21 protein-coding genes and 1 pseudogene are annotated in these 22,647 nt (G+C 55.6%); 14 read left to right on the top strand and 8 right to left on the bottom strand.

The genetic code is table 11. The features are described 5' to 3' along the window. The 4 genes from OHL23_RS08335 to OHL23_RS08325 form a co-directional block, all read right to left on the bottom strand. Positions 1-1,425 (bottom strand): alginate export family protein, encoded by a 1,425-nt coding sequence (locus OHL23_RS08335; protein WP_263351320.1) that lies wholly within the window; start codon positions 1,423-1,425, stop codon positions 1-3. Between the two features lie 6 nt (positions 1,426-1,431). Next, on the bottom strand, positions 1,432-1,692 hold the full coding sequence (locus OHL23_RS28795; protein ID WP_396127300.1) for a XapX domain-containing protein: 261 nt from the start codon (positions 1,690-1,692) through the stop codon (positions 1,432-1,434). Between the two features lie 51 nt (positions 1,693-1,743). Next, positions 1,744-3,555 (bottom strand): amidohydrolase, encoded by a 1,812-nt coding sequence (locus OHL23_RS08330; RefSeq protein WP_263351319.1) that lies wholly within the window; start codon positions 3,553-3,555, stop codon positions 1,744-1,746. A gap of 70 nt (positions 3,556-3,625) precedes the next feature. After that, entirely contained in the window at positions 3,626-4,318 is a 693-nt protein-coding gene (locus OHL23_RS08325) for a hydrolase (protein ID WP_263351318.1), read from the bottom strand. Positions 4,319-4,711: 393 nt separating this feature from the next. Here OHL23_RS08325 and OHL23_RS08320 point away from each other — a divergent pair, with 393 nt between their 5' ends. The 10 genes from OHL23_RS08320 to OHL23_RS08275 all read left to right on the top strand — a co-directional run bounded on the left by OHL23_RS08320 (position 4,712) and on the right by OHL23_RS08275 (position 13,037). Continuing rightward, the gene (locus OHL23_RS08320) at positions 4,712-5,350 is read left to right on the top strand and encodes a hydrolase (RefSeq protein ID WP_263351317.1); all 639 of its coding nucleotides are present in this window, start codon (positions 4,712-4,714) and stop codon (positions 5,348-5,350) included. A gap of 57 nt (positions 5,351-5,407) precedes the next feature. After that, entirely contained in the window at positions 5,408-6,373 is a 966-nt protein-coding gene (locus OHL23_RS08315) for a ring-cleaving dioxygenase (RefSeq protein WP_263351316.1), read from the top strand. Beyond that, a complete protein-coding gene (locus OHL23_RS08310; RefSeq protein ID WP_263351315.1) occupies positions 6,366-7,001 on the top strand; it encodes an alpha/beta hydrolase in 636 nt (211 codons plus the stop codon). The genes OHL23_RS08315 and OHL23_RS08310 overlap by 8 nt, the downstream gene beginning before the upstream one ends. 131 nt (positions 7,002-7,132) lie before the next feature. Next, a complete protein-coding gene (locus OHL23_RS08305) occupies positions 7,133-8,023 on the top strand; it encodes a glyoxalase (protein ID WP_263351314.1) in 891 nt (296 codons plus the stop codon). Positions 8,024-9,007: 984 nt separating this feature from the next. Next, on the top strand, positions 9,008-9,118 hold the full coding sequence (locus OHL23_RS28790) for a hypothetical protein (RefSeq protein ID WP_396127299.1): 111 nt from the start codon (positions 9,008-9,010) through the stop codon (positions 9,116-9,118). A 79-nt stretch (positions 9,119-9,197) separates the two neighbouring features. After that, positions 9,198-9,344, top strand: coding sequence for a hypothetical protein (locus OHL23_RS08295; protein ID WP_263351312.1), 147 nt, complete (start codon positions 9,198-9,200; stop codon positions 9,342-9,344). Between the two features lie 125 nt (positions 9,345-9,469). Next, the gene (locus OHL23_RS08290; RefSeq protein WP_263351311.1) at positions 9,470-10,732 is read left to right on the top strand and encodes a site-specific integrase; all 1,263 of its coding nucleotides are present in this window, start codon (positions 9,470-9,472) and stop codon (positions 10,730-10,732) included. Next, entirely contained in the window at positions 10,729-11,700 is a 972-nt protein-coding gene (locus OHL23_RS08285) for a tyrosine-type recombinase/integrase (RefSeq protein WP_263351310.1), read from the top strand. The genes OHL23_RS08290 and OHL23_RS08285 overlap by 4 nt, the downstream gene beginning before the upstream one ends. Continuing rightward, positions 11,697-12,704: a tyrosine-type recombinase/integrase gene (locus tag OHL23_RS08280; RefSeq protein WP_263351309.1), complete on the top strand. Its 1,008-nt coding sequence runs from the start codon at positions 11,697-11,699 to the stop codon at positions 12,702-12,704. The genes OHL23_RS08285 and OHL23_RS08280 overlap by 4 nt, the downstream gene beginning before the upstream one ends. Before the next feature lie 39 nt (positions 12,705-12,743). Then, complete coding sequence (locus OHL23_RS08275) at positions 12,744-13,037, top strand: ParB N-terminal domain-containing protein (protein ID WP_263351308.1); 294 nt, start codon at positions 12,744-12,746, stop codon at positions 13,035-13,037. Between the two features lie 737 nt (positions 13,038-13,774). Here the strand turns inward: OHL23_RS08275 and OHL23_RS28785 are convergent. The 4 genes from OHL23_RS28785 to OHL23_RS08260 all read right to left on the bottom strand — a co-directional run bounded on the left by OHL23_RS28785 (position 13,775) and on the right by OHL23_RS08260 (position 17,505). Continuing rightward, complete coding sequence (locus OHL23_RS28785; RefSeq protein ID WP_396127298.1) at positions 13,775-14,068, bottom strand: immunity 53 family protein; 294 nt, start codon at positions 14,066-14,068, stop codon at positions 13,775-13,777. A 152-nt stretch (positions 14,069-14,220) separates the two neighbouring features. Further along, on the bottom strand, positions 14,221-14,622 hold the full coding sequence (locus OHL23_RS08270) for a DUF6262 family protein (RefSeq protein ID WP_263351307.1): 402 nt from the start codon (positions 14,620-14,622) through the stop codon (positions 14,221-14,223). After that, positions 14,615-16,447, bottom strand: coding sequence for a tyrosine-type recombinase/integrase (locus OHL23_RS08265; RefSeq protein ID WP_263351306.1), 1,833 nt, complete (start codon positions 16,445-16,447; stop codon positions 14,615-14,617). Before OHL23_RS08265 ends, OHL23_RS08270 begins: the two co-directional genes overlap by 8 nt. After that, a complete protein-coding gene (locus OHL23_RS08260; RefSeq protein ID WP_263351305.1) occupies positions 16,444-17,505 on the bottom strand; it encodes a site-specific integrase in 1,062 nt (353 codons plus the stop codon). The genes OHL23_RS08265 and OHL23_RS08260 overlap by 4 nt, the downstream gene beginning before the upstream one ends. A 191-nt stretch (positions 17,506-17,696) precedes the next feature. Between OHL23_RS08260 and OHL23_RS08255 the strand changes: the two genes are divergently transcribed. The 4 genes and pseudogenes from OHL23_RS08255 (at position 17,697) to OHL23_RS08240 (ending at position 22,636) form a co-directional block, all read left to right on the top strand. Continuing rightward, positions 17,697-19,088 (top strand): ParB/RepB/Spo0J family partition protein, encoded by a 1,392-nt coding sequence (locus OHL23_RS08255; protein ID WP_449701814.1) that lies wholly within the window; start codon positions 17,697-17,699, stop codon positions 19,086-19,088. A gap of 266 nt (positions 19,089-19,354) precedes the next feature. Continuing rightward, complete coding sequence (locus OHL23_RS08250) at positions 19,355-19,789, top strand: TetR/AcrR family transcriptional regulator (RefSeq protein WP_263351303.1); 435 nt, start codon at positions 19,355-19,357, stop codon at positions 19,787-19,789. Then, positions 19,731-20,615, top strand: a pseudogene (locus tag OHL23_RS08245) (IS110 family transposase); the annotation flags it as partial. The gene OHL23_RS08250 and the pseudogene OHL23_RS08245, both read left to right, overlap by 59 nt. A gap of 560 nt (positions 20,616-21,175) precedes the next feature. After that, the gene (locus OHL23_RS08240; protein ID WP_263351301.1) at positions 21,176-22,636 is read left to right on the top strand and encodes a serine hydrolase; all 1,461 of its coding nucleotides are present in this window, start codon (positions 21,176-21,178) and stop codon (positions 22,634-22,636) included. Positions 22,637-22,647: the final 11 nt, after the last annotated feature.

The raw sequence follows: 22,647 nt of genomic DNA, 5'->3' as shown, positions 1-22,647 counted from the left end.
TTAGAATTTGTAGCCCGCCCAAACCGCCCAATAATTAAGATTCCGCCCTGGCTGCGTTTCTTTGAGAAACTTTCCGGCGTAGAAGACTCCGTAGTCTCCCTGGAACCACAGGTGACGATCTGCCTGCCATCGGATTTCGGTGCCAGGTCTGTTTCCAACAAATCGGGCTCGACTGGCGTCTGCAGGTCTGATGAGGAACCCGGGCACGGCATAGACACCGTCGTCCAGGCTCTGTCTCCACTGAAAGATCCAATCGGCAGATACGGAGATGTTGTGCGGAGTCCACGCCTCTACGTGAGGATGTACATCAATGAAGTTGATCGGTCCGGGCCCAGTTGTCGCCAACACGCCAAAATAGTTTCCCTTGGGGTAAAGAGGATTGAATGTACCCAGCGTGTTCGTAGATGGATGGTCTCCGCTTGAGATATCTGCCTTCGCGCTGAAACGCGGTTGCAAAGGAATATTCGGAAGCCTGTACCCGGTCTCTGTCGCGACGGTCCATGCACGGATGTCGGCCGTTCCAAAACTTCCAAACTGCCAGAGAGCCTCATCATCGAAGTCCCAACCTGGATGCTCACTGGCCACCGGTTTTGAAAGCCGCGCTCCGACGGAGTGACGCACCTCATGCTCGGTTCCTCTCTCAAATGCGCCATCCTTGCGATCCTGGCCCAGATAGTAAACATCGAGCAGAGACTTAGCAGGCATCGGGTGCGTTCCATACACACCCCAAAAACTCGCAGTGTGATCTGGAGCATTGTCAAAAACACCAGGCTTGTCTTCATCGGGTCGTACTGCGATACCGTCTATTTGCCACGAATGAATTCGGGCCCGTAATAAGAATCCATCGAAGCTAAGCCGTACATTCGGTCCCTCTCGCACATCTACGAGCCGACCCGACCCATACTCCAGTTCTTGACGACCTGCGCGGACTTGGATCGATCCCCACGATGTGGCGTCCCTGACCTCTAGAAAACCCACTTGAAAATCGAGTCTCTTTTCATCAATGGGGCGCGGACCGCCGGCTCGCCAGGAGTTGATACCACTTTTCAATTCAAAGAATGTTCGAACATGAGGACCGTAGTGGAGATCGGTATAAAGCATGTATCTCTCGTTGAGATATCCGTTCCAAAAGGGTGATTCGCCCCAATTCTCGTTGCCGATTTGCTCCCAAACCTCGCGCGCTTCTCCCCCAAGGGTGATGTACCAGTCCTTTTGACCGTTCCGAAGGTGAATGTATTTAATCGGATCCCAAGAATCCTGGCGAAGACTCTTGTCTTCGAGGAAGCTCCAGTCTTCATCCTCGCGTAAGAGCTTATACGCTCTATCAGGAGAGGTCTTGAGCGCATCGGTTTGGGCCAGCGACTTGAAAAGTCCCGGTTGCACCAAAAAAAACAAAAGAGCGAGGGTACTCAACTTGATCGACATGCACTCTCATTCAGCCCGCGGCAATACGGAAGCCTGTTCTGCTACTTGGAGAGGTGAATCCCAGTGCTTACCGGTAAGGCAAGTTGAAGCGGCGTGCGCGACATTTACTTTTTTTGCATGGACCCAAGTACCCACTTGTTCACCTAGCACCATGCCGAGTAGTCCCAGCAGAGCAATGATGGGAGGCGCGGGACTTTTTACCTTAATTACTCCGTACAGCAAACCAACGAAAGCTCCGACTGCAAACGATATGAATAGACCCTTCATCTTCCTTCTCCTCGATTTTTTGCACCTGCAGTTCCAGAGATGCACACTCGCTCAGAACGCGAAGCAGTCACACCCGAGGCCCCAAATTGCCTCGCCCAACTTATTTTGCAGCGCCGCATGGCGAACGTGAATATCACATCGATGCGTGTGAATCGCTGTAGATGAGCTGACCTCGCTGTGGTAGCCCCCGTAGTGCCCAGTTGGAGCCCAATCTTGCGCAGAAGGCAGCGCTGGTGGTGCCATCGTCATGAAATCGTTGCTGGCATGTACTATTTCTCCACCTACTACGGTCAGCTCCGATTCCAGGTGCTTGATCTCCTCTTCGGGTACGCCGAAATAGTCTCCATTCAACGCAGCGAAATCGGCCAGTTGTCCCGGATACAAGCCTCCCTTACTGCCGTCTTCGGTGGAAAACCAACTGCTGCCCTGTGTGTAGAGCTTCAGAGCCTCTTCGCGAGACATGCGATTCTCCTCCGGGTATAGTTCGAGACCGCCAACAGTCCTTCCTGAAACCAACCAATAAAGAGAAACAAACGGATTGAAGCTGGCAACACGAGTGGCGTCAGTGCCGGCGCCCACAGGCACGCCGAGTTCCAGCATCCGCCGGATTGGCGGGGTCCTTCTTGCGGCGGCTGCGCCATAGCGGTCCACAAAGTATTCGCCTTGGAAAGCCATCCGATGCTGAACTGCGATTCCTCCACCCAGTGCCGCGATACGCTCGATATTTCTATCGCTGACAGTCTCTGCGTGGTCAAAGAACCAGTGGAGACCGTTGAACGGGACATCGCGATTCACGTTCTCGAATACGTTGAGGAATCGCTCGATCGATTCGTTGTAAGTAGCGTGGAGTCGAAAGGGCCAGCGCTGCGCGGCGAGATGTTGGACTACTCGTTCAAGCTCCTTTTCCAGGACTCCATCCAAATCTGGTCGAGGCTCTAGGAAGTCTTCGAAGTCTGCTGCCGAGAAAACGAGCATTTCACCGGCTCCGTTAAGACGTAATGTCTGGTCTCCTTGGAAGAGTTTGGTCGTCGATGTCCAGTTCTGGAAGTCTTCGATTTCATGCTTTGGTCTCTGAGTGAAGAGGTTATATGCAATACGCACCGTCATTTCACCGCGTTCGTGGAGCTCAGAAATTACTTTGTAGTCGGACGGATAATTCTGAAAACCGCCGCCGGCGTCGATCGCGCTCGTAACACCAAGACGATTCATTTCTCGCATGAAGTGCCGTGAAGAAATCAATTGATCTTCATAGGGCAGAACCGGCCCCTTCGCCAGAGTGGAATAGAGGATTCCCGCGTTCGGACGCGCGATCAACATTCCGGTTGGATTGCCAGTCTTGTCACGCTGAATCTCGCCCCCCGGCGGATTCGGAGTGTCTTTTGTATAGCCCACCGCGCGCAACGCCGCCGCGTTGAGGAGTGCACGATCATATAGGTGTAAGACGAAGACCGGCGTATCCGGAGACACCGCATTGATCTCATCTAACGTTGGCATCCGCCGCTCAGCGAACTGAAATTCGTTCCAACCTCCGACCACGCGCACCCATTGCGGCGCGGGAGTCCTTGCAGCCTGTTCTTTCAACATGCGCAATGCGTCAGCTAGCGACGGTACGCCATCCCAACGCAGTTCGAGGTTGTAGTGCAGGCCTCCACGAATGATGTGGAGGTGAGAATCATTCAAACCAGGAATTACCGTGTGACCTTTGAGATCCACTATTTTCGTGTCCGGAGTCTTCAGCCGAAGAATTTCAGAATTGCGCCCGACGGAAGCAATTTTCCCATCCTCAATCGCAATAGCCTCTACAAAATAGGGCTTGGAATTCGTAGCTATCTTGCCGTTATGAAAGATCTTGAGTGATCCCATAGATGCCTCCGCGCGTTTTCATTCATGGAAATGAAAGGGCCGGCAATCGCCGGCCCCACTCGTGATTCGGCTAACTGTGCACTAGTTCTTCTGGTACTTCCCAGCCAGGATGAACAGTTGCCGGCGCATTGTGAACCATCGTGTAGGCGTATTCAACTCCCATGCCATACGCGCCCGCGTGATTCTTGACAACGTCCATGACGGCTGCATAGGTTTCTCTCTGCGACCAGTCACGCTGCCATTCGAGCATTACCTGAATCCAGGTGACTGGCTTCGCCCCGGCCTGTTCTACTCGCCGCATGGCAGCTTGATGGGTCTTCTCATCCAGATCGCCGCACAGATCTTCCACCACGTATACTTCGTATCCATCGTGAATCGCCTGAATTGTCGGGAATGCGACGCAGACTTCAGTCCACAAACCGGCAAGCACGATCTTCTTGCGGCCGGTCTTTTTCACAGCGGCAACGAACTTTTCGTCATCCCACGAATTCATGCTGCTGCGCTCAATCGGCGTCTGATCGGGGTAAATTGCTTGGAGCTGAGGCCACAGATTTCCACTGAACGACTTTGTTTCGACCGTACTCAGAATCAAAGGAACGCTGAAGATTCGCGCCGCCTTGGCGAAGCCGACGACGTTGTTGATCAAAGACTGCCGGTCGATGCTTGCCACGCCGAACAGCATTTGAGGTTGATGGTCAATGAGGGTGATGACACAGTTATCTGGCGTCAGCAGCCCCTTTTCACTTCTCGGTTGCAGTTTCATGTCTCCTCCGTTCTTCATTTGCTGAAGGTGGCTCGCTGGCTCTTGCTACCGCTGAGTCCAATCCCCGCCGTGATTGTTGCTGCATTTAAGCCGCGACTGATACTCCCAATCGAGGCGAATTTTCTTCACTCAAAGGGGTAATCTCGGAGCTAATCGCTTCGTACTGATACTGAGGCCGAGATCAAATCGGAAACTGACCGACTGATGATCACGCTATCGGCCCATTCAATCGCCGTCTTGCCTCAATGTGGGCGGTTCGACTCTACCCTTTTGAGCAGTGAAGCTTGCGACGGACGCTGTTACCCGAAAGGGGGATGATTCGAAAAAGGCAGGCCCATATTCTGGAAACTCGACGAATTTACTTCACGTACGCACATACAGGCTGAGGTTCCAATGAATGGTGCTGAAACACTCTTAAGTCCGGGGCAGTGTGTAATGTTGTTCGTGGATTTCCAGGCTGGACTCGCGTTTGGTGTGGAATCTACGGCACGGCAAACACTGCTTAACAATGCGGTCGCGCTGGCTCGCACCTCGCAGGTCTACGATGTACCCGTTATCGTCTCGACTTCGGCATCGCGGGTATACAGCGGGCCGCTGTTTCCGGTCCTCCATGCAGTTCTGCCCGGTGTCGAGCCAATCGAGCGGCGAAACATGAATGCATGGGAAGATGAAACGGCACGGAGCGCCGTTCTGGCCACAGGCAGAAAGCGCCTTCTGGTCGCGGGATTGCTGACGGAGGCATGCGTATCGTTTCCTGTGCTCTCCGCGTTATCAGAAGGCTTCGAAGTATTCGTAGTAGGGGATGCCTGTGGAGGGCTCACGACCGTCGGCCATGATTTGGCGATGCATCGAATGGAAGGTGCTGGGGCAAAGCTGACGAGTTGGATTCAGGTGCTTCTCGAATTCCAGCGTGATTGGACGCGGCACGAAACCTACGCAGGTGCACGACAAATCGTCGAAGAGCACGGAGGTGGATACGGAATCGGGCTAACATATGCACGCGACATGATTCACCCAAATACGAAACAGTAAGCGTAGGCTTATCTCGCTTGATGATTTGTGCGATTCAAGACAGGGATGGAGGATTGGATGCCGGAGCCCATAGTCGGACTGCATCACGTAACTGCAATCGCCTCGGACCCGCAGCGCAACCTTGATTTCTACTGTGAGGTGCTTGGACTCCGTTTTGTCAAACGTACCGTGAACTTCGACGACCCCGGCTCATATCACTTCTACTTTGGAGACGATGCAGGGTCGCCAGGCTCAATCCTTACATTTTTTGCTTGGCCGCATGCGCCACGCGGTCGAGTCGGAGTCGGGGAGACTTCTTCTGTCGCATTTTCTATACCGCAATCATCGCTCGAGTTTTGGGAACGACGCATCTTAGCCAATGGATCTCCCGTCGAGCATGTTGGCGAGCGCTTCGGTGACCCCGTACTCAGGCTCGGCGACCCAGACGGAATGCAAATTGAATTGATCGGACGGGAGAATCCGCCGGACTTCATAGCACCACGCACCAGCGATGTCCCTGTTGAGCACGCAATTCGTGGATTTGATGGTGTTACCCTTTGCGAAATGGGCGTGGAACTAACCTCATCAGTCCTCGAAACAATGGGATTTTCAAACGCACGTGGGGAGAAGAATCGCATTCGGTTCACGTCGTCGGCAAGCGTGCCGGGGAATTACGTCGACATTCTTGTTCAGCCGGAACTGGTCTACGGAGACATGGGAGCCGGGACAATACATCACATTGCCTTTCGAGTACCGACTGACCGTGCTCAGTTGGAGTGGCGACAGGCCCTGTCGAAAGTGACTCTCAATGTCACTCCGGTGCGCGACCGCACCTACTTTCATTCCATTTACTTTCGTGAGCCCGGCGGCGTTTTGTTTGAAATTGCCACCGAGCCGCCCGGATTCACTTTCGATGAGCCGATCGAGCACCTCGGCGAAGCCCTCAAACTTCCGCCGTGGCTCGAAGAACACCGTGCAGATATTGAACAATCGCTTCCGCCCATAGGTTTGCCGCACTTCCGGAAAGAGCAAGCCGATGCTTGATCCACACGCAGACACGCCTATCGCCTACACTGGACACGACCTTCATGGCGCAGGTTGCGTGGTGATCCTTCTCCATGGTCGAGGCAGTTCCGCAGAAGACATCCTCCGTCTTGCGGATGCCTTCTACGATGAGCGCATATCCTTTCTCGCTCCCCAGGCCGCGAACGACACCTGGTACCCGAATTCGTTTCTCGCTCCTATCGAACAGAATGAGCCATGGCTATCGTCAGCAATCGCCAAAGTTGCAGGTCTTATTCAAAATTGCGTGACCGCTGGAGTCACGCTCAGTCGCGTTGTGCTTTGCGGCTTCTCTCAAGGAGCGTGTCTCGCGGCTGAATCCGTTGCCCGTCATCCAACACATTATGGAGCTCTAATCGCATTCACCGGGGGCTTAATAGGACCCTCTGATCTCGGAATCCGTCATGAAGGATCGCTCGTTGGAACGGCAGCTCTACTCAGTTCTGGAGACCCCGATCCGCATGTCCCCTGGTCCCGCGTGGAAGCCTCGGCTATTGAGCTGAAGCGAATGGGAGCCCGCGTTGAACTCATGCGCCACCCCGGCAGGCCACATACAATCCTTGATCAAGAGCTAGAGGCCGGTCGATCTCTCATTCAGAACCTGCTCTGAATTCTTCCACTAGATCCTCGCTCAAAAGGGTAAAGAGGGTTCGCCCGTAATGGGTAATGCCTGAAAGAAACAGAGCCGCTATCGTAATGGCTGAAGTCCTAAGAATTCAGAGATCAAGTTGGGGGTGATTCATGCAGAGAGAGTCCTTAGTCCATCGTTGCACAGTTGCTCTTCTGATCGTCAGCGCTTCTATATGCTCAGCTCAATCCGCTCCAACCATCGCTGTCGCCCCTCAATACGACACAACGCATGTCTACGTTGCGCCCGAGAACGTGGACGCATTTGTGAAGGCGTTTCTCGGCACATTCGGCGGTACGAGTACAAAGCAAGTAGTGGCTACTGTTACACCAACACCGAGCAGTACCACTTCGCAGCTTCTGCAGACGCCAGTGGGCACTGTGTCTCTCTTCGCGTTCAAAACGCCGGTTCCTTATCCCTTTGGCGCCGAGAGGACCGGATACCTCGTATCAGATTTTGACGCTGCAATCGCTGCCGCAAAATCAACGGGAGCCGACGTGCTCGTTGACTCGTTTCCCGATCCAATTGGTCGTGACGCCGTCATCCAATGGCCGGGTGGAGTCAATACTCAGCTCTACTGGCACTTCAAGACACCCTCTTATCAGCCATTTCAGATGGTCCCCGAGAATCGCGTTTACTTGTCGTCCGTCCGAGTCGCAGAATTCCTACAGAGCTTCCTCGCCTTTTCTCACGGGAAAGTCGTATCCGATGATCCGCACGCGGCCGGCGTCGAAATTGGACGCGCTGGCGAAACCTTCCGTCGGATTAGGGTCGAGTCCCTTTTCGGCAAACTCACGGTCCTGATGACAGACGGGCACCTTCCATACCCTTACGGAAGAGAGCTGACCGGCTACGAAGTTGTGAGCCTTACCGATACGCTGGCTAAGGCGAAATCGCTCGGAGTCGGCATCATTGTCCAACCATATACCTCAGACGGCCGGCGCGCGGCCATGGTCGAATTTCCAGGAGGATACATCGCGGAGGTACACGAGATTATCAGGTAAGCTCCGTTGCAATTACGAGAGAAACAGCGCAGAAGCGTCGAACGAACGATCTCGCAGCAGGATGGAACTTCGGAGGGTCGAGTGCAAGCGATTGGGTGGTACATGACTGCGTAACGGCTTCGTCCGACGAAGCACATCGAGGAGATGGGCATAGAATGGGAGCGGGGATCGATCATCACACCGGTGATTCAAGTAGCCGGAGATCAAGCCCTCGGACCTCAAGAAGCAAGTGCAGTGCCGGTGTCGCAAACAATTCTGGCGAGAGCGACGACCCGCAGCCTCCTGCGCGATAGGCAGGTGTTCTAACCATCTGAACTACGCTCCGCATTATCGATTTCCAACCGTTACCGCGTGTTCCTTTCGGTGCCCCTCGATTCCCGAAGATTCCCGGGAGTGCCGTGACAAGGCAGATATGCGTAGAAATCACCAAGTGGACGTAAAACCGGCATCTCGGACAAGAGCCCTGGACACATTATCCCGGGCTTGCCGACGCAACTAGTGAACGACAAAGCGGCCTAATATTCGTGATCGCGCAGAAAATGAAGCTGTCTCAAGGAAATTGTGAAGGAAGGGTAGGAGCATTCATCGATGGGTAGTTCGCGGATTCTTGGTCGAGCCAAGGCGCACAGGCAAGGCCGGTTGGCTTCGATTTTGGTTGCGGGGGTATGAGGATCCATATCCAGCCAAGCACGATCAGTATGAGGTCTGACGGCGTCTAAAAAATGCGCAAGCGGAAGACTCAGGGACTCAATCAAGCAAATAAGGTACGGAAGAAACGGTCCGGCACTCGTATCGACCTGGAAGCTATACGGACACCGGACCGGGTTATGCGATCTTGAAGGCCCTCGTCGATCTACTCGTCTGACTGGTAGGCAGGCCCGATCGTCAGGAAGTGCGTGCCGGTTTCATCGGGCAATTGGACCTTCGGGCTACCTCGGCGTTGAGCAGTGGAGTCGCAATCTCGTCCGCGGTCGATACGTCGCGTTGACCGCCTTGCACGAGCAGCATAAGCGATTCGCCATCGAGTGGGACAACAACCTGCGCTTGCAAGGCTTCTTGTACGCCTACGAGCACCAGCAGAGCCGACGCGCTTAGTCCGTTCCGCCTTGGAGCGGATGGGAAGCCGCGTCCGCTCCACAACCTCATAGCCCAACCACGCCCAAAGGAGGGCATCATGCAGAACAGCAGCGCATTCCAATTTATTGCCATCGACCAAATTCGTGAGTCTACCACCAACCCGCGCGTGACCTTCGATCAAACAAAACTGGAAGAGCTTGCCGATTTTGTTCCCGGGAACAAAATCGGCCTTTTGTGGCGCTGATCGTTTTGTTGCCGCGGAACTGAGGAGCCGCGTGGAAACACGAGATCCGCAATTTTAAGGATACATAATGGCAAGTGCGTAGTGGAATGATTGCGTCCATCGGAAATTTCCGAATGGAGGTTTTCATGTTAGAGCACTTCTTTGTCAAACCTTCAACCATCGACCGAATCCGTGACACCTGGCTTGGGCCTCAAATCGACAGTTATGTGGAATGGCTGGAGGCCAACGGCTACGCTCGGCCTACCATTCTTCGCCGGGTGACACACGTATACCACTTTGCCGCGTTCGCACAAAAGCGGGGCTGCACAGAGGTAGCTTCCGCCTTCGATCTAATCGAGGAGTTCGTATCCGAATGGCTAGTCCAACATGGAGCCGAAGCAAAGACAGCCGCAGCGTTGCGCAAACATGCGATTGATGTGGGCAACGGCTTGCGGCAGATGCTGCGGCTCGCCAGAGATGGGCGTGTGATGTCGAATCGGCATCGCCGTCCATTTCCGCTTGTGTCAGTAGTTCCAGGTTTTCAGGAATATCTGCGCGATGAACGCGGGCTCATGGAAAGTACGATTCATGGATATCGTCACCATTTGCATGTCTTCGGAGAATACCTTCGCAAGGCTGGCATCACTTCGTTTGGCGAGTTGTCGCCGGCGCTGGTGTCATCGTTCATCGTTGACTGTGCACCGGGGCTGGCTCCCACTTCCCGCCGCGAGCTCTGCGGTCATTTGAAGGTGCTGCTGAGTTTCTGCCATCGGCAGAGAATTACGGACAGGAATCTCAGCGGCGCAGTGGGCATGTCGCAGGTATACCGGCTGGCCGATGTCCCCCGATCAATCACCTGGGATGAAGTCCGTCGCACGTTGGACGTTGTGGACCGCAGGACCATCCGGGGGCGGCGAGACTATGCTATTTTGCTGCTCCTCGTCACCTACGGCCTGCGCGCCCATGAAGTTGCCAAGCTAACGCTGGAGGATATCGACTGGAAACGCGAGCGCCTTCAGGTACCAGAACGCAAGGCCGGCCATGCGACTGCCTATCCGCTTGCCGGCGTTGTGGCTGAAGCGTTGATCGACTATTTCAAGCGTGGGCGGCCTGAGACGCAGGATCGCCATCTATTTTTCCGCGTGGTGGCGCCGCGTGCTCCGATCAGTCCGGCGGCGGTTGCATCAAGCGCCGTGTTTTATCTTCAGAAGGCAGGGATCAAGGTCCGACGGGCAGGATCGCACACCTTCCGGCACACCTGCGTACAACGCCTGATCGACGCCGAATTTCCACTTAAGACTATCGGCGATTATGTTGGGCATCGCTCGCCGGAGTCCACACGCATCTATACGAAAGTCGCTATCGAAGCCCTGCGCGAGGTTGCCATGGGCGATGGGGAGGCTCTATGAACACTCCCTTTTTCCAGAGCTTCCTGGCGCCGTACCTCCATCAGTTCGTGCAATACAAGCGTGCACTGAACCGCAAGTACTTAAACGATGCGCATACGTTGCGCCTGTTGGACCGGTATCTCTACAACCACAACATCGCCGACTGGCACGCCGTCGATAGCGCTGTAGTCGATGATTTCCTGGCGTCCCGTCCTGCAGTAGGGCCAAGGAGATACAACCTCATTCTGTATGCAGTGCGCCGGTTCTTTGCCTTTGCAATTATGCAGCAGTGGACGCGGCGGAATCCTGTGACCGCTAGTCCACGCCGCATTACCGGCAGCCGGATTCCATACTTATTCGATCTCGATACCGCGAGACGTCTAATGGCAGAAGCACGAAAACTGCCGGAGAGATCTCGTGCGCCCTATCGAGGCCTTGTGTACGAGACGATTTTTGCTCTGCTTTATGGTCTGGGATTGCGGGTAGGCGAAGTGTCACGACTGAAGATGGGCGATGCCGATTTCACACGCAATCTGCTGTTCATCCGGGAGACGAAATTCGCCAAAAGCCGATATGTGCCAATGGGACCTCGTCTTACACAGCGCCTGAAAGATTACGTGGCAGAACGGTATGGAAGCACGCCAACTTCCGACCTGCCAATGTTCACCTTCAACTCTAAGCGTGGCGGTGTCGATGAAGGGACAATCAGCATCACTTTTCATGCCCTCTGGCCCAAGCTGGAACTGCATATCCCGCCGGGCGTGTCGCCACCGCGACTCCATGACCTGCGCCACTCGTTTGCTGTCGCCACGCTGCTTCGATGGTACCGGGAAGGCATCGACCCCAACTGCCGGTTGATGCACCTCGCCACGTTCCTCGGCCACGTCGATCCCACTTCCACCTCTGTATACCTGACGATCACCGAAGAGCTTCTCAACCAGGCTGCTCAACGCTTCCAGGTGCTCGCCCCGAAAGGAGGTGCACAATGATCGGAGTGGGGCGAGTGCTGTTCGCATTTTTCGAAGACTACCTCAAGACGCAGAAGGGTCTTCGGCCCGGTTCGGTTCGAAGCTATCGGGACACAATGAAGCTCTTCCTTGCCTATGTCTCCGCCAGTTGCCGGCGGCCGATCACCCGCTTATCGCTTGCTGACCTGTCAGCACAGCGCGTGCGCGACTTCCTCAGCACCATGGAATCCACGCGCGGCAATCGTGTAAGCACACGCAATCAGCGGCTAGCTGCCTTGCATACCTTCTACCGCTTCCTCGCTCTCAGGCATCCTGAGATGCTGGCTGAAGCCCAGCAAGTGGAGGCGATTCCTGTCAAACGCACCGCGCCTCCCCACACCCTGTTCCTGGAACACGACGAAATCGAAACCCTTTTCCGGAGCTTGCCACGCAACGGCATCCTTGCGCTGCGCGATCGGGCTCTCTTCATGGTGCTATACAACACCGGTGCGCGAGCGCAGGAAGTGGCCGACCTGAGAGTCGAAGATGTTGATCTCGACGGGCCACTGCGCGCACGTCTTCACGGCAAGGGCGATAAGTGGCGAAGTTGTCCGATCTGGCCTGAAACTGCTGAACTGTTGAAGAAGTTGACAGCCGACGTACACGGGAACCAAGGCGTTCCCTTGTTCATGTCTCGTCAGCGAAAGCCTCTGACGCGGTTCGGCATTTACAAAATCGTTAAGCGGCACACGTCCGCCTTGTCTCCCACCACTCCGGATAAGAGGCGCCGGAGCGTATCTCCGCACGTTTTCCGTCACTCCACGGCGGTTGGCCTGCTGGAGCAAGGCGTAGACGTCAATGTCATCCGAGCCTGGCTGGGACATGTCAGCTTGGAGACCACCAACCGTTATGTCGAAATCACCTTAAGGACGAAGCAGGCTGCTGTGGAGGCTTGCCTCCCGCCAACCGGAACTTCGGAATCAGCTCACCCAACGAAAGGATGGCGTGACGATCAAGAGCTGTTGAAATGGCTTAGCTCGCTGTAATAGTTATGTGCCTATCACGAAGGGGAGCCGCCTGTTTCCATGCGGCTCCCCACTTCATCGGCAACAAAACGATCAGCGCCACAAAATGCCGAAAGCATTCGGCAGAATGGCCTCATCCAACCCATCACCGTCAGGCCCGACGCCAGCGGATTCGAGATTGTCGCGGGCGCACGTCGCTTCCGCGCATCACAGTTGGCAGAGTTGTTTTCCATTCCTGCCCGCATCGTTGAACTGGACGATGTAGCCGCCCAAGAATGGCAGTTGGTCGAATTATCTACAGTTGGCAAGTTCTTTCTTTCTCTTCATGCGGCCCGGCACGTCGTTTATATGTAATCGACGTGCCGGGCGGAGGATTGACGCGCCGCGCCTTGGCGCTTCTCGGGACCAGGAGAACTTGCCGCAACCCCGTTTTCAGGGAACAATGCGCCAGACACTGCTGTCCTTGTCCCAATGAGCAACGAGTTGATTTCCGCCCCATGTGCAAGCTAACGTCAGAATTGCGCCGGGGAACTGGATTTCCAAGTCCTCGAGCCTAAGTAGGGGATTTCCAGCCGCGACAAAAAAGATGGTAGAGTGCAACAAATAGAGGCCAGCGCAAGCATACGGGTAAAGTCGCTGCACCTTGCCTCGAAGAGCGAACCGTGAAATCAACGTGGTCGCAAGATACCCGGTCATCGCGAATTCAATGAGAACGACTATCGAAATCCCAAAGAGCTTGTATAGGGAGAGATCATTACCCAAGGGTGGTTCTTCATGTCGAAACTGCAAGAAAGCGAAGGCAATGAAAATGAGGCATGTGCCAATAGCCTCACTTAGGATTTCGAGAACCCAAACCCCCAGCTTCCTCGCTGTTGTGCCGCTGGATCCCCCAATGATCGGCACGTTCAAATTATCTGGCTCGGTCATCGTACGAGTGTACCTCCCGTGAAGTCAGGCAATCGGCAACTTCAACCCGAAGTCTCCCAACACCTTTTTGCGGGAGATGGACACGTTCTGGCCAAGCAGGCACATTCAGTTGTTCAACGTCGCTAAACACCAGCTATGAGATTAAGTCACTTGGTCAAACATCTTCAAAAGTTATCGATCCAGCTGCGAAATCTTTGAACAATTACCAAGAGCTTTTGAGAGTCACCGCGACCTTCGGATTTCCCATCGACAATCCTGCAAACAATCCAGTCTGAGTCTCCGACGTTTTCATCGACGATCACGGCATTCAATACCTCGCTATACCGAGTGTCCTGGAGGTTGATGTTGACACTCCAACCAGGATTGTCAAGGGTGTCAATCTGAACTCCGTTCGCGTGCTCCCAATCGCCGTCACACTGTTCGGTATACCAATTTTGAAGCCACGCAAGACTGTCCATCTAGCTCCCTCCCCGGCCGACTACTGCCACCCTTAATCGTAATCGCAGACCTGATGAAGCGCCGCGGCAACCAACCAGTCCCGGAAAGTCAGGTTTGTGGCAACCACGCACTCCGGAATGCCTCGGAACATCCTTCGCAGACAATTGCCTCATTATTGAGACGTTCGGTGCAAGGACTCCAGCTTCGGTTGTACCACCGCAAGTTCGCCGTAGACGGCTTCGAGCTGCTCTTTCAACTCGCGATTGATTACCTCCAAAGTTCGAATGCGGAGTCGCAGGGTTGCCACGACTCGTTCCTGCGAGAGCCGCTGACGATGCTGCGGAATTTCGCCGGCAACAGTCGGCGAGGTGGTTCGCGCCTTCATGATTTTGTCCCGCATGGACTTCGTTCGGTAAAGCCATGCCGTCGAGACGCCAGCTTGTGTGGCAACGCTGCGGAAGTTGATTTCAACTTCCTCGGACTGCATCTTTCGGATTGCTGCGGTGGCGCGCGACATCGCTCCGTCGCTGCGCGATTGAGTACTGCGCTTCAGACCTGCCAGATTCCTAACCATGATGAGTCTCCAGTGTTGTAACGATGTTGATGAGGCTTGTTCGTTTCCGCGCGTTCATCTCACTCTGTCGCACCCATCCGTTGGCATCGGCCTTGGCGATGACGCGCTCCGTCTCGTGGAGTTCAGCGCGATGAACTTCGAGGAAAGTAGCGTCGGTTCGGAAGTGGGCGCAGTTGAGGCAGGCATTTGGATGCGGGCATGGCCCTGCCACGATGGGTATCGCGCAGTAGCCGTTAGTCAGAGCTTGCGCCAGTACACTGCGGGTGAACCACTGAAGATCGGCGGTGTCGTTTACCCCCTCCTCCGCAACCACTTTGCCAGAGACATCGATCAGAGTGCCTTTCAGATACTCCGATAGCTTGTCCTTCATCGTGGCGTCGTGGATATGAGCGTAACGGCTCGTCATCTCGGGCCCCTTATGCCCGAGGTAGCGCTGGATGATGTGATGTGGAACGCCGAGGTTGATCATGCGCGTTCCTACCGTGTGGCGGAACTGGTGCGCCTGGAAGCGGAACAACTTGCCGGCGGCATCACGGATATCGTGGTCGTAAGCGAGCCGATTGATCCGGTTTGAGAAGGTGGCTTGTTTGATGACTCCTCCTCGCTCGTTCGGAAACAGCCAAATCGAAGGCTTCCTGCGGCTTCGCGCTTCAGCCTGTTGTTCTTGCACAATCTGCGCGATCTCCTTTGAGACGGGGATTGCGTTTTCTCGCTTCACCTTCCCTTGCATGTACCGCAGGTAGTAGACGCCGCGTGCGTCCTGCGTGAGGCAGTCGATGGGTAGCTGGAGCAGTTCGCTGATGCGCATGCCGCATTCCTGGAGGATGAGCACCTTGCAGCGCCATGACGGTTGCAGATCGGAGAGGTGCTCATTCAGTTGGTCCAGTACCGTTGTTTGCAGGTAACGAGGCTGAGGTTTGGATGGACGCGGGACTTCTTCGTCGTAGATCAGACGGTCCGGCCCAACCGCAAGCCATCCCTCCCGATGCGCCATCTCAAGGAAGTTGCGAAGATTGAGTATGTGGTTCTTCGCCGTCCCGACGCTGATTCTTCCTTGCAGATAGCTGACATATTCGAGAAGCAGTCTCCGTGTGATGGATCTTCCCGTCGTACGCGGCCTCTCCGTTGCGAGGAACTGCGAAAAGCATGCAAGGGACTGTACTCTGGTGCGGCAAGTGCTAGCAGAGTAAAGCGGCAGGCAGTAGGTCAAGTAGGACTTTACCGCCGCACGAAGCCATTCCTGTTCGATCGCAAGAAAGCTCATCTTGCCGTTCGATTGCGAGAGGTTGGTGGGCACACCCATGCGTTTCAGATCCCAGACATCTTGATGGTGCGCGGGACGAAGATCGTAGGCCTGCTTGAGCAGGATGCAGGACTGCCGCAGAGTGCTAACGAAGCCGCTGTCTCGTGCTGTGACAGCGGGATGTTGCTGGGCGTTCATGCGGCTCGTCGTTCCCGTCTTGTATTGCCCAAGCTCGATCAGATAATTCCGGTAGACTTCGCGCCATCCTTCGAAGTCTCTGTCCATCAGGGACAGCGGCAAAGTTGGCATGCTGTTCAGCCAGTGGATCATGCGATGAACACGGGAGATTTCTTGAGTGCTTCGCCAGTCGCCGTTGGAGAACTTCTTCCAGCACAGATACTTCAACTCCCCATTGAGAGCCGGAGATTTGCACCGGAACTTCAGGTGGCGTTGCTTTGCATTGGGAGACAAGTCGTTCACTGGGCTGTGGTGCATGTCCCATAGATCGGCTGCCCAGAAGCCTTCCAACTCAGCGATGAGCTTGATCTGAGTTGCGCGGGTCCAGTGAGCATTGGCGGTCATCGCGCACGCTCCTTCTGATACTGCTCGAACATCTCGCCCATATCTTCGATAGACAAGTGGGCATAGGTGCTGACGGTCGTCTGGATATGAGCGTGGCCCAGCCGCCGCTGCACATAGGCCGCATCCCATCCAGCTCGGAGAAGATCGGTTGCATGCGTGTGACGGAACATGTGTGGCGTCGCCTTCAGCCCGGTTCTCTTCGAGAGCTGACGGAACAGATCGATCACAGTCGCATACCGCATCGGAGCCCCGACTTCGCCGCCCCACCAGTTCGCGAAGACATAGTCGTGAGGAGCCTCTCCATACTCATGGACCAGGTAGTCTGCGTACAGCGCCATCGCCTGTTTCGAGACATGGACTACATACGGAGAGCGCGACTTCGCACGAGCGCCGTTGCTGTTTGCGCGAGGCACGATGTCGATCGCTCCGTCGTAAGATCGGATGTCGGCGTGGCGAAGGCCCAGAGCCTGACCGATCCGCATCCCGCTCTCATGCAACAAGCACAAGAGAAGTCGGTCCCGGAGACGTGTACACGCATCGAGCAGGGATTGAACCTCTGAGGGAGAGAACACACGTGGGAGACGCTTGATCGATTTCACCCGCACGACCGCATGCCGCAACGAGTGAGTTCGGCTCATGTGGTGCAGGAACGGCTTGTAGGGGCTCTTTGCACCAAAGCGGCGCGAGCGGCTGATCGCCGTCTCTACCCCAAGCCTGTCCTGATACTCATAGAACGACCCGATGGCCGCCAGGATCAGATTGATCGTGGCATCGGAGCGATGTTGTCCACCGGTTCGCGTCGCATATCGCACCCAGCTCACGAAATCCGCCAGTTGAGTCAGCTTCAAGCTTTGCCAGTCATGCTCCTGCTCGGTCAGGAACGCCCAGAACGATTGCAGATGATGTGCATATGCCCTTACCGTGTTGGGCGATCTCCCCAGCCGATGAAGGTAGAGAAGATACTCATTCAACACTGCGACCGGGAGGTGCTCCCCGTCGACGACGATCCAACTCAGATGTCCCGTGTCCGGAACCCTGATCCTCTGTACTTTCACCACGGTCTGCCTCCAGAGCCGGGCATCAGCCGGCATGGGCGCAGTTCGCTACGCTCACAGCGCCCATGCCGGCTGATCTACTTCATAGAACACTACAGATAAAGATTCCACGACGTTCGAATACCCCTCGTCGTGTACGTCATAGGCTGCTTCTGAAGGACTAAAGATAAGTTGAAAATTCGCAGCGCGTCGATATCCATCCATACGAAGAGGCGCAGGGCTTCCAGCGCTTGCTCGACATGCCCGGTTACGATGTGGCCGCGCTCGTGTTGAAGTCAGGCAAGAGCGCATCGCACATCTACGCACGTCTCTCCCTCTTGCAACTCATCCCCGATGTGGCACAGGCATTTGTAGAGGAACGCATTACCGCCAGCCACGCCTACCTTATCGCCCGCCTACCGCAGGAGCATCAAGCCGCTGCCTTTGAGCAGTGCTGGCGCAAGGACTGGAACGACAAAGAACCCCACTTGCTACCGGCCAAGCACATTGCCGCTTGGATCGAAACCAACCTCTATCTTGCCCTCGCCGACGCTCCGTTCGACGTAGAAGACATCACTCTCAACCCTGCCGCTGGAGCTTGCGTGACCTGCTCCCGCCGCAGTGGATATAACACTTCACTCTTCGCAGACGTGCAAGGGGACCAGTGCCTCGACGGAGTCTGCTATCAAACCAAGGTTTCAGCGCATATCGACCGCGAACTCGTCGCGCGGCCTCATCTTGTCCAGATTGAGACGACGTGGCGACCCGCTAAGGAACAACGCCCCGGCGTTCTGTCCAAGCACTCCTACCGGGAACTCGACATTCCCGACAATCCGGACGCCGAGCCGCCATGCCCCAATACCAAATCCGCATTGATCGTCTTCGGACGAAATGCCGGAAAGACCATCACCGTTTGCACCGACGGCCATTGCCCGGTGCATGATCCTGAAACCGCCGCCCGTCTTGCCAGACAGGAGGCCGAGAACCCGGCCCCTGTGATGGAACCTGCATCGGAGGAGGAAACAGAAGAGGAAGCCGAACAGCGCCGAGCGGAGTTCGAACAGCGCCGCCTGGAGCACGAAGCCCAACAACAGCGCCTTGAGGAGGAGCGCAAAGCCGAGCAGGAACGCCAACAACAAGAGTACGAGGCCGAACAGAAACGACGGGAGGAGTTGAGCAAGGCCCGTGCCGCAACCTTCGAACGCATTCTCGACCAGGTCCCGGCGATGTTTAGCGCTGCGCAGCTTCGCGCCCTCCTGCGCTTGCTGGTCCACATCGATCCTTACAGCTTCCTTGAAGAAGTGGCGAGCCACTTCACCGCCGGGAGCGATGAGAACGTACCGCAGACCGACGAGGAAATCGTACTCGCCGCACTCGATAACACCGCAGACGACAAGCTAACCGGCTTCGCGTTGCGCCTCGTGCTGACAGATCACGTCGGCATTCCCCGCGGAGAAGACCCAGACCCACTCTCAGAAGCCGAGGCGGCGTTCGCTCCACCGCAGCCCAAGTCTCCCAAACCGAAGACCGCGAACAAGGGTGAAGAGTCCACGGTCGTAAAGGCTCCTCAGAAGAAGAGTGCTGTGAAGAAGCAGAAGGCAGCCTAACCCTATTGGTCAGCAATGCGCTTGCCTTTGAGCCCCGGATTCGTCCGGGGCTTTCTTGTGGAGTAGTATGCCGCGCGGTCCGGGAGAAACCGCTTCGGTTTCTCCCGGACCCTCATCCCGCTCTCCTCCCCTTTGTCCGTCGGGTTTCGAAGGCTTCCAGGAGATCCAGTGCAAACCCGTCTGCTCTGACTCTGGAAGGAAGCGAGAAGAGCAATACACATGCGTACGCATTTACAAGCACTGTGTACGTGTCTTACGATTGCGCCATGAAGCCGCCCAGGCCCAACAAGCATCAATTGCAAAGCGAGACGACACGCACAGCTTTGCTTCAAGCGGCCCGAAAGATTTTCGTTCGAGAAGGATTCGAGCGAGCTCAGATTGATGACATCGCAGCAGAAGTGGGCCGGACGAGAGGGGCTGTTTACACGCACTTTGAAAGTAAAGAAGATCTGTTTCTCTCAGTACTTGAACAGCAAATGCAGGGCACGTCCAAACGCGCGGTCGATTTCATCGAGAACCAAAGCGAGCAGAATCCAACTCTCCGATTGAAGGCACTTAAAAAGTTCTATTCCGAGGCCGATGATCCGTCGACGTACTTAAAGCAGCAATACAATATGGAATTGAACAGACAAGCATTCAACATTGGAAGCCTGCTCTGGAGCGCATTTTCTCGGTCGAGCGTTGCGGCAGCAAGGCCATGACGTGCGGCTGATCGCAGCGCAGTTCGTGAAGCCGTTTGTGAAGTCGAACAAGAACGACTTCTTGGATGCAGAAGCCATCGCTGAGGCTGTCGAGCGCAGGAACATGCGCTTCGTCCCGATCAAGACGGACGACCAGCTGGACCTGCAAGCGATCCACCTGGTTCGAGACCGGCTCGTCTCGCGGCGCACGGCGGTGATCAACCAGATACGGGCATTCCTGCTGGAACGTGGCATGGTGTTTGCGCAGAAGCCGGCGAAGCTGAAGGCAGCCATGGCAGATGTTCTCGAGAACGCAGAGAACGCGTTGACGCCGATGATGCGCAACCTGATCGGCATCCTGTGGGACGAGTGGAAGACCGTCGAACAGCAGATCGACGAGCTGACCGACAGACTTGAGCAGATCGCCGCCAGCGATGCGGGTTGCTGCCGCATCCGCCAGATCCCAGGCATCGGGCCTATCGTCGCGACAGCCATCGTTGCCGCCATCGGCAACGGCGCAGCGTTCCGCAAGGGCCGAGACTTCGCAGCATGGCTCGGCCTAGTTCCGCGACAGCACTCTACGGGCGGTAAGGCCAAGCTGCTGGGCATCAGCAAGCGCGGCAACATCTATCTGCGTAAGGTGCTGATCCACGGCGCACGCGCCGCGGCCATGCGCATAAAACGAGATCGCTTCACCATCGGGACATGGATGAACGCACTTGAAGCTAGAGCGCCTCGCAACGTGCTGGTGGTCGCGATGGCCAACAAGCTCGCGCGCATCGCATGGGCCGTGCTTTCCAGTGGAGAAGATTACCGGCCTATCATCAGCGCTACGGCAGCGGCATGAGCTAAGCTAGCAGCACAGCGAAGGGGAAGGACCGCATTCGTAAGGATGCCAGAGGGTAATGCTGACCGCGCCCAGGGGCTTGGGCACCGTCTGCGAGCAACGGTCGAGCGCAGACCACGCCTTCGCTGCAATCAAGCTTCCACGAAGTCTGCACAGGAACAGCAAGGACGAAAGAACAGTCACAACGGCGTGTCTGCAACCTGATACCGATAATGGTCCTCAACGACCGACCGACTTGTAAGGACAGACACGCAGCGGAACTCATCCTGGCCAGGAGCACGCCGCTCCATCAAAGGCCGAATACATTGCCGCAGACTTGTCTTCTCGCTCGAACTAATCCTTGCAGTCACGCGGCGGACCATACATTATCGTTACCAATCTCCTCGATGAGCGTGAGCGATTTACCGCCCGATCGGAAAACTGTTTATGTTCACTTGAACCGCACTCTGATCTGAAGCGTCAGTCAGATGTAGCTATGTAGTATGTTGCTGTCGTTGTGAAGACTTCGACTCTCGAGTGCCGACCGTCCTGAAATACAAGAGTGGTGACAAGGAGAGGTGATGCGTACACGCTTTTGGTTTGTGCTGGCAGCCTTCTTATTTCTCCGAAATGCGCCGGGGCAGATTTCAGGAGGTCAGTCACCGGCGCCTAATGAAAAGGCCGTGGAAGAAAATCTTCACTTTCTGACTGTTATCAAAGGCCGTCCTGATCCAGGAATGTCCTTGGCGGACCAGATGTCGCGGCTACATGTGCCTGGGGTGAGCATCGCCGTGATTCGCGATAAGCGAATTGACTGGAGCAAAGGTTACGACGTGGTACGCCTTGGCGGGGCGCCTGTTTCTACATCAACCCTGTTTAGTGCCGCGTCCATGAGCAAACCGGTGACCGCTATGGCCATTCTAAGGCTCGTTCAGGAAGGCAAGATCGACCTGGACGTGGATGTGAACACCTACCTGAAGGCCTGGAAGATCTCAGCCAATGAGTACACGAAAGACCATCCCGTCACAGTTCGTGAACTGCTAAGCCATACGTCGGGAATTGGCACACACAATGGCATGATCTACAACCCGGCTACGGGTGTGCCGTCGATCCTTGAGATTTTGAATGGAAAGCCGCCGGCAACGACGCCTCCTGTTCGCGTGGAGTGGGAGCCAGGCACAAAGTATGCATACGCCAATGGCGGGTACCTGATCCTCGAACTCTTGATCTCCGAGCTTACGGGTAAGCCCTTTGCAGAGGCGATGAAAGAGTTGGTTTTGACGCCGATTGGAATGAACAACAGCACCTTCAAAGCGCCGCTCTCTCCCGAGGAAGCAGCGACCGCGGCTACGGCTTACGACGAGGGTGGAACGAATGGGTACGCACCCGCACAAATTGTGGAGCCAAATGCAGCGGCGGGCGGGTTGTGGACGACAGCGATCGACTATGCAAAGTTCATCATCGAGTTGGAGAAAGAGTACGACGGAGAATCTCACCGTGTGCTTAATCAAAAGATGGCGCGGGCAATGGTGACTGCGGGCATGGGGCCCTCGGATAGTATCCGTTGGGGCCTGGGCGTGCGCGTGGGAGGCACACAGCCGAATATCTACTTCGAGCATGGCGGGTCTGCAGTCTATCAATGCGACATGGTGGGATATCCCTCAGGGAATGGAGTGGTGGTGCTCACCAGCGGAGGGGAAGGCGGCCCTCTCTCGGACCAGATTGTTCGCAGCGTTGCCCAAACGTACGACTGGCCTGATTTCAAGCCGGTCGAGCATATCGTGGTGCCAGTGGAGCCATCGAAATTCGATCGCTACGTTGGAACCTACGATTTCATCAAAGTTACCCAGGACGGAAGCCATCTGATGGCGGAGATACCACTCGGATCAAAAGCGCAGGAGCTATTTCCAGAGTCTAACACCCAATACTTCCTCCGCGACGCTCCGACGCGTGTCATCTTCGATGTGAATACTGAAGGCAAAGTGACCGGGTTGGAGTTCATCACTACCTATGTTCACTGGCACAGAGACAAGAAGCCTTAGATAGCTATGAT

It is taken from the genome of Acidicapsa acidisoli (assembly GCF_025685625.1).
Taxonomy (GTDB): Bacteria; Acidobacteriota; Terriglobia; order Terriglobales; family Acidobacteriaceae; genus Acidicapsa; species Acidicapsa acidisoli.
This window is presented reverse-complemented; position numbering and strand designations above follow the sequence as displayed.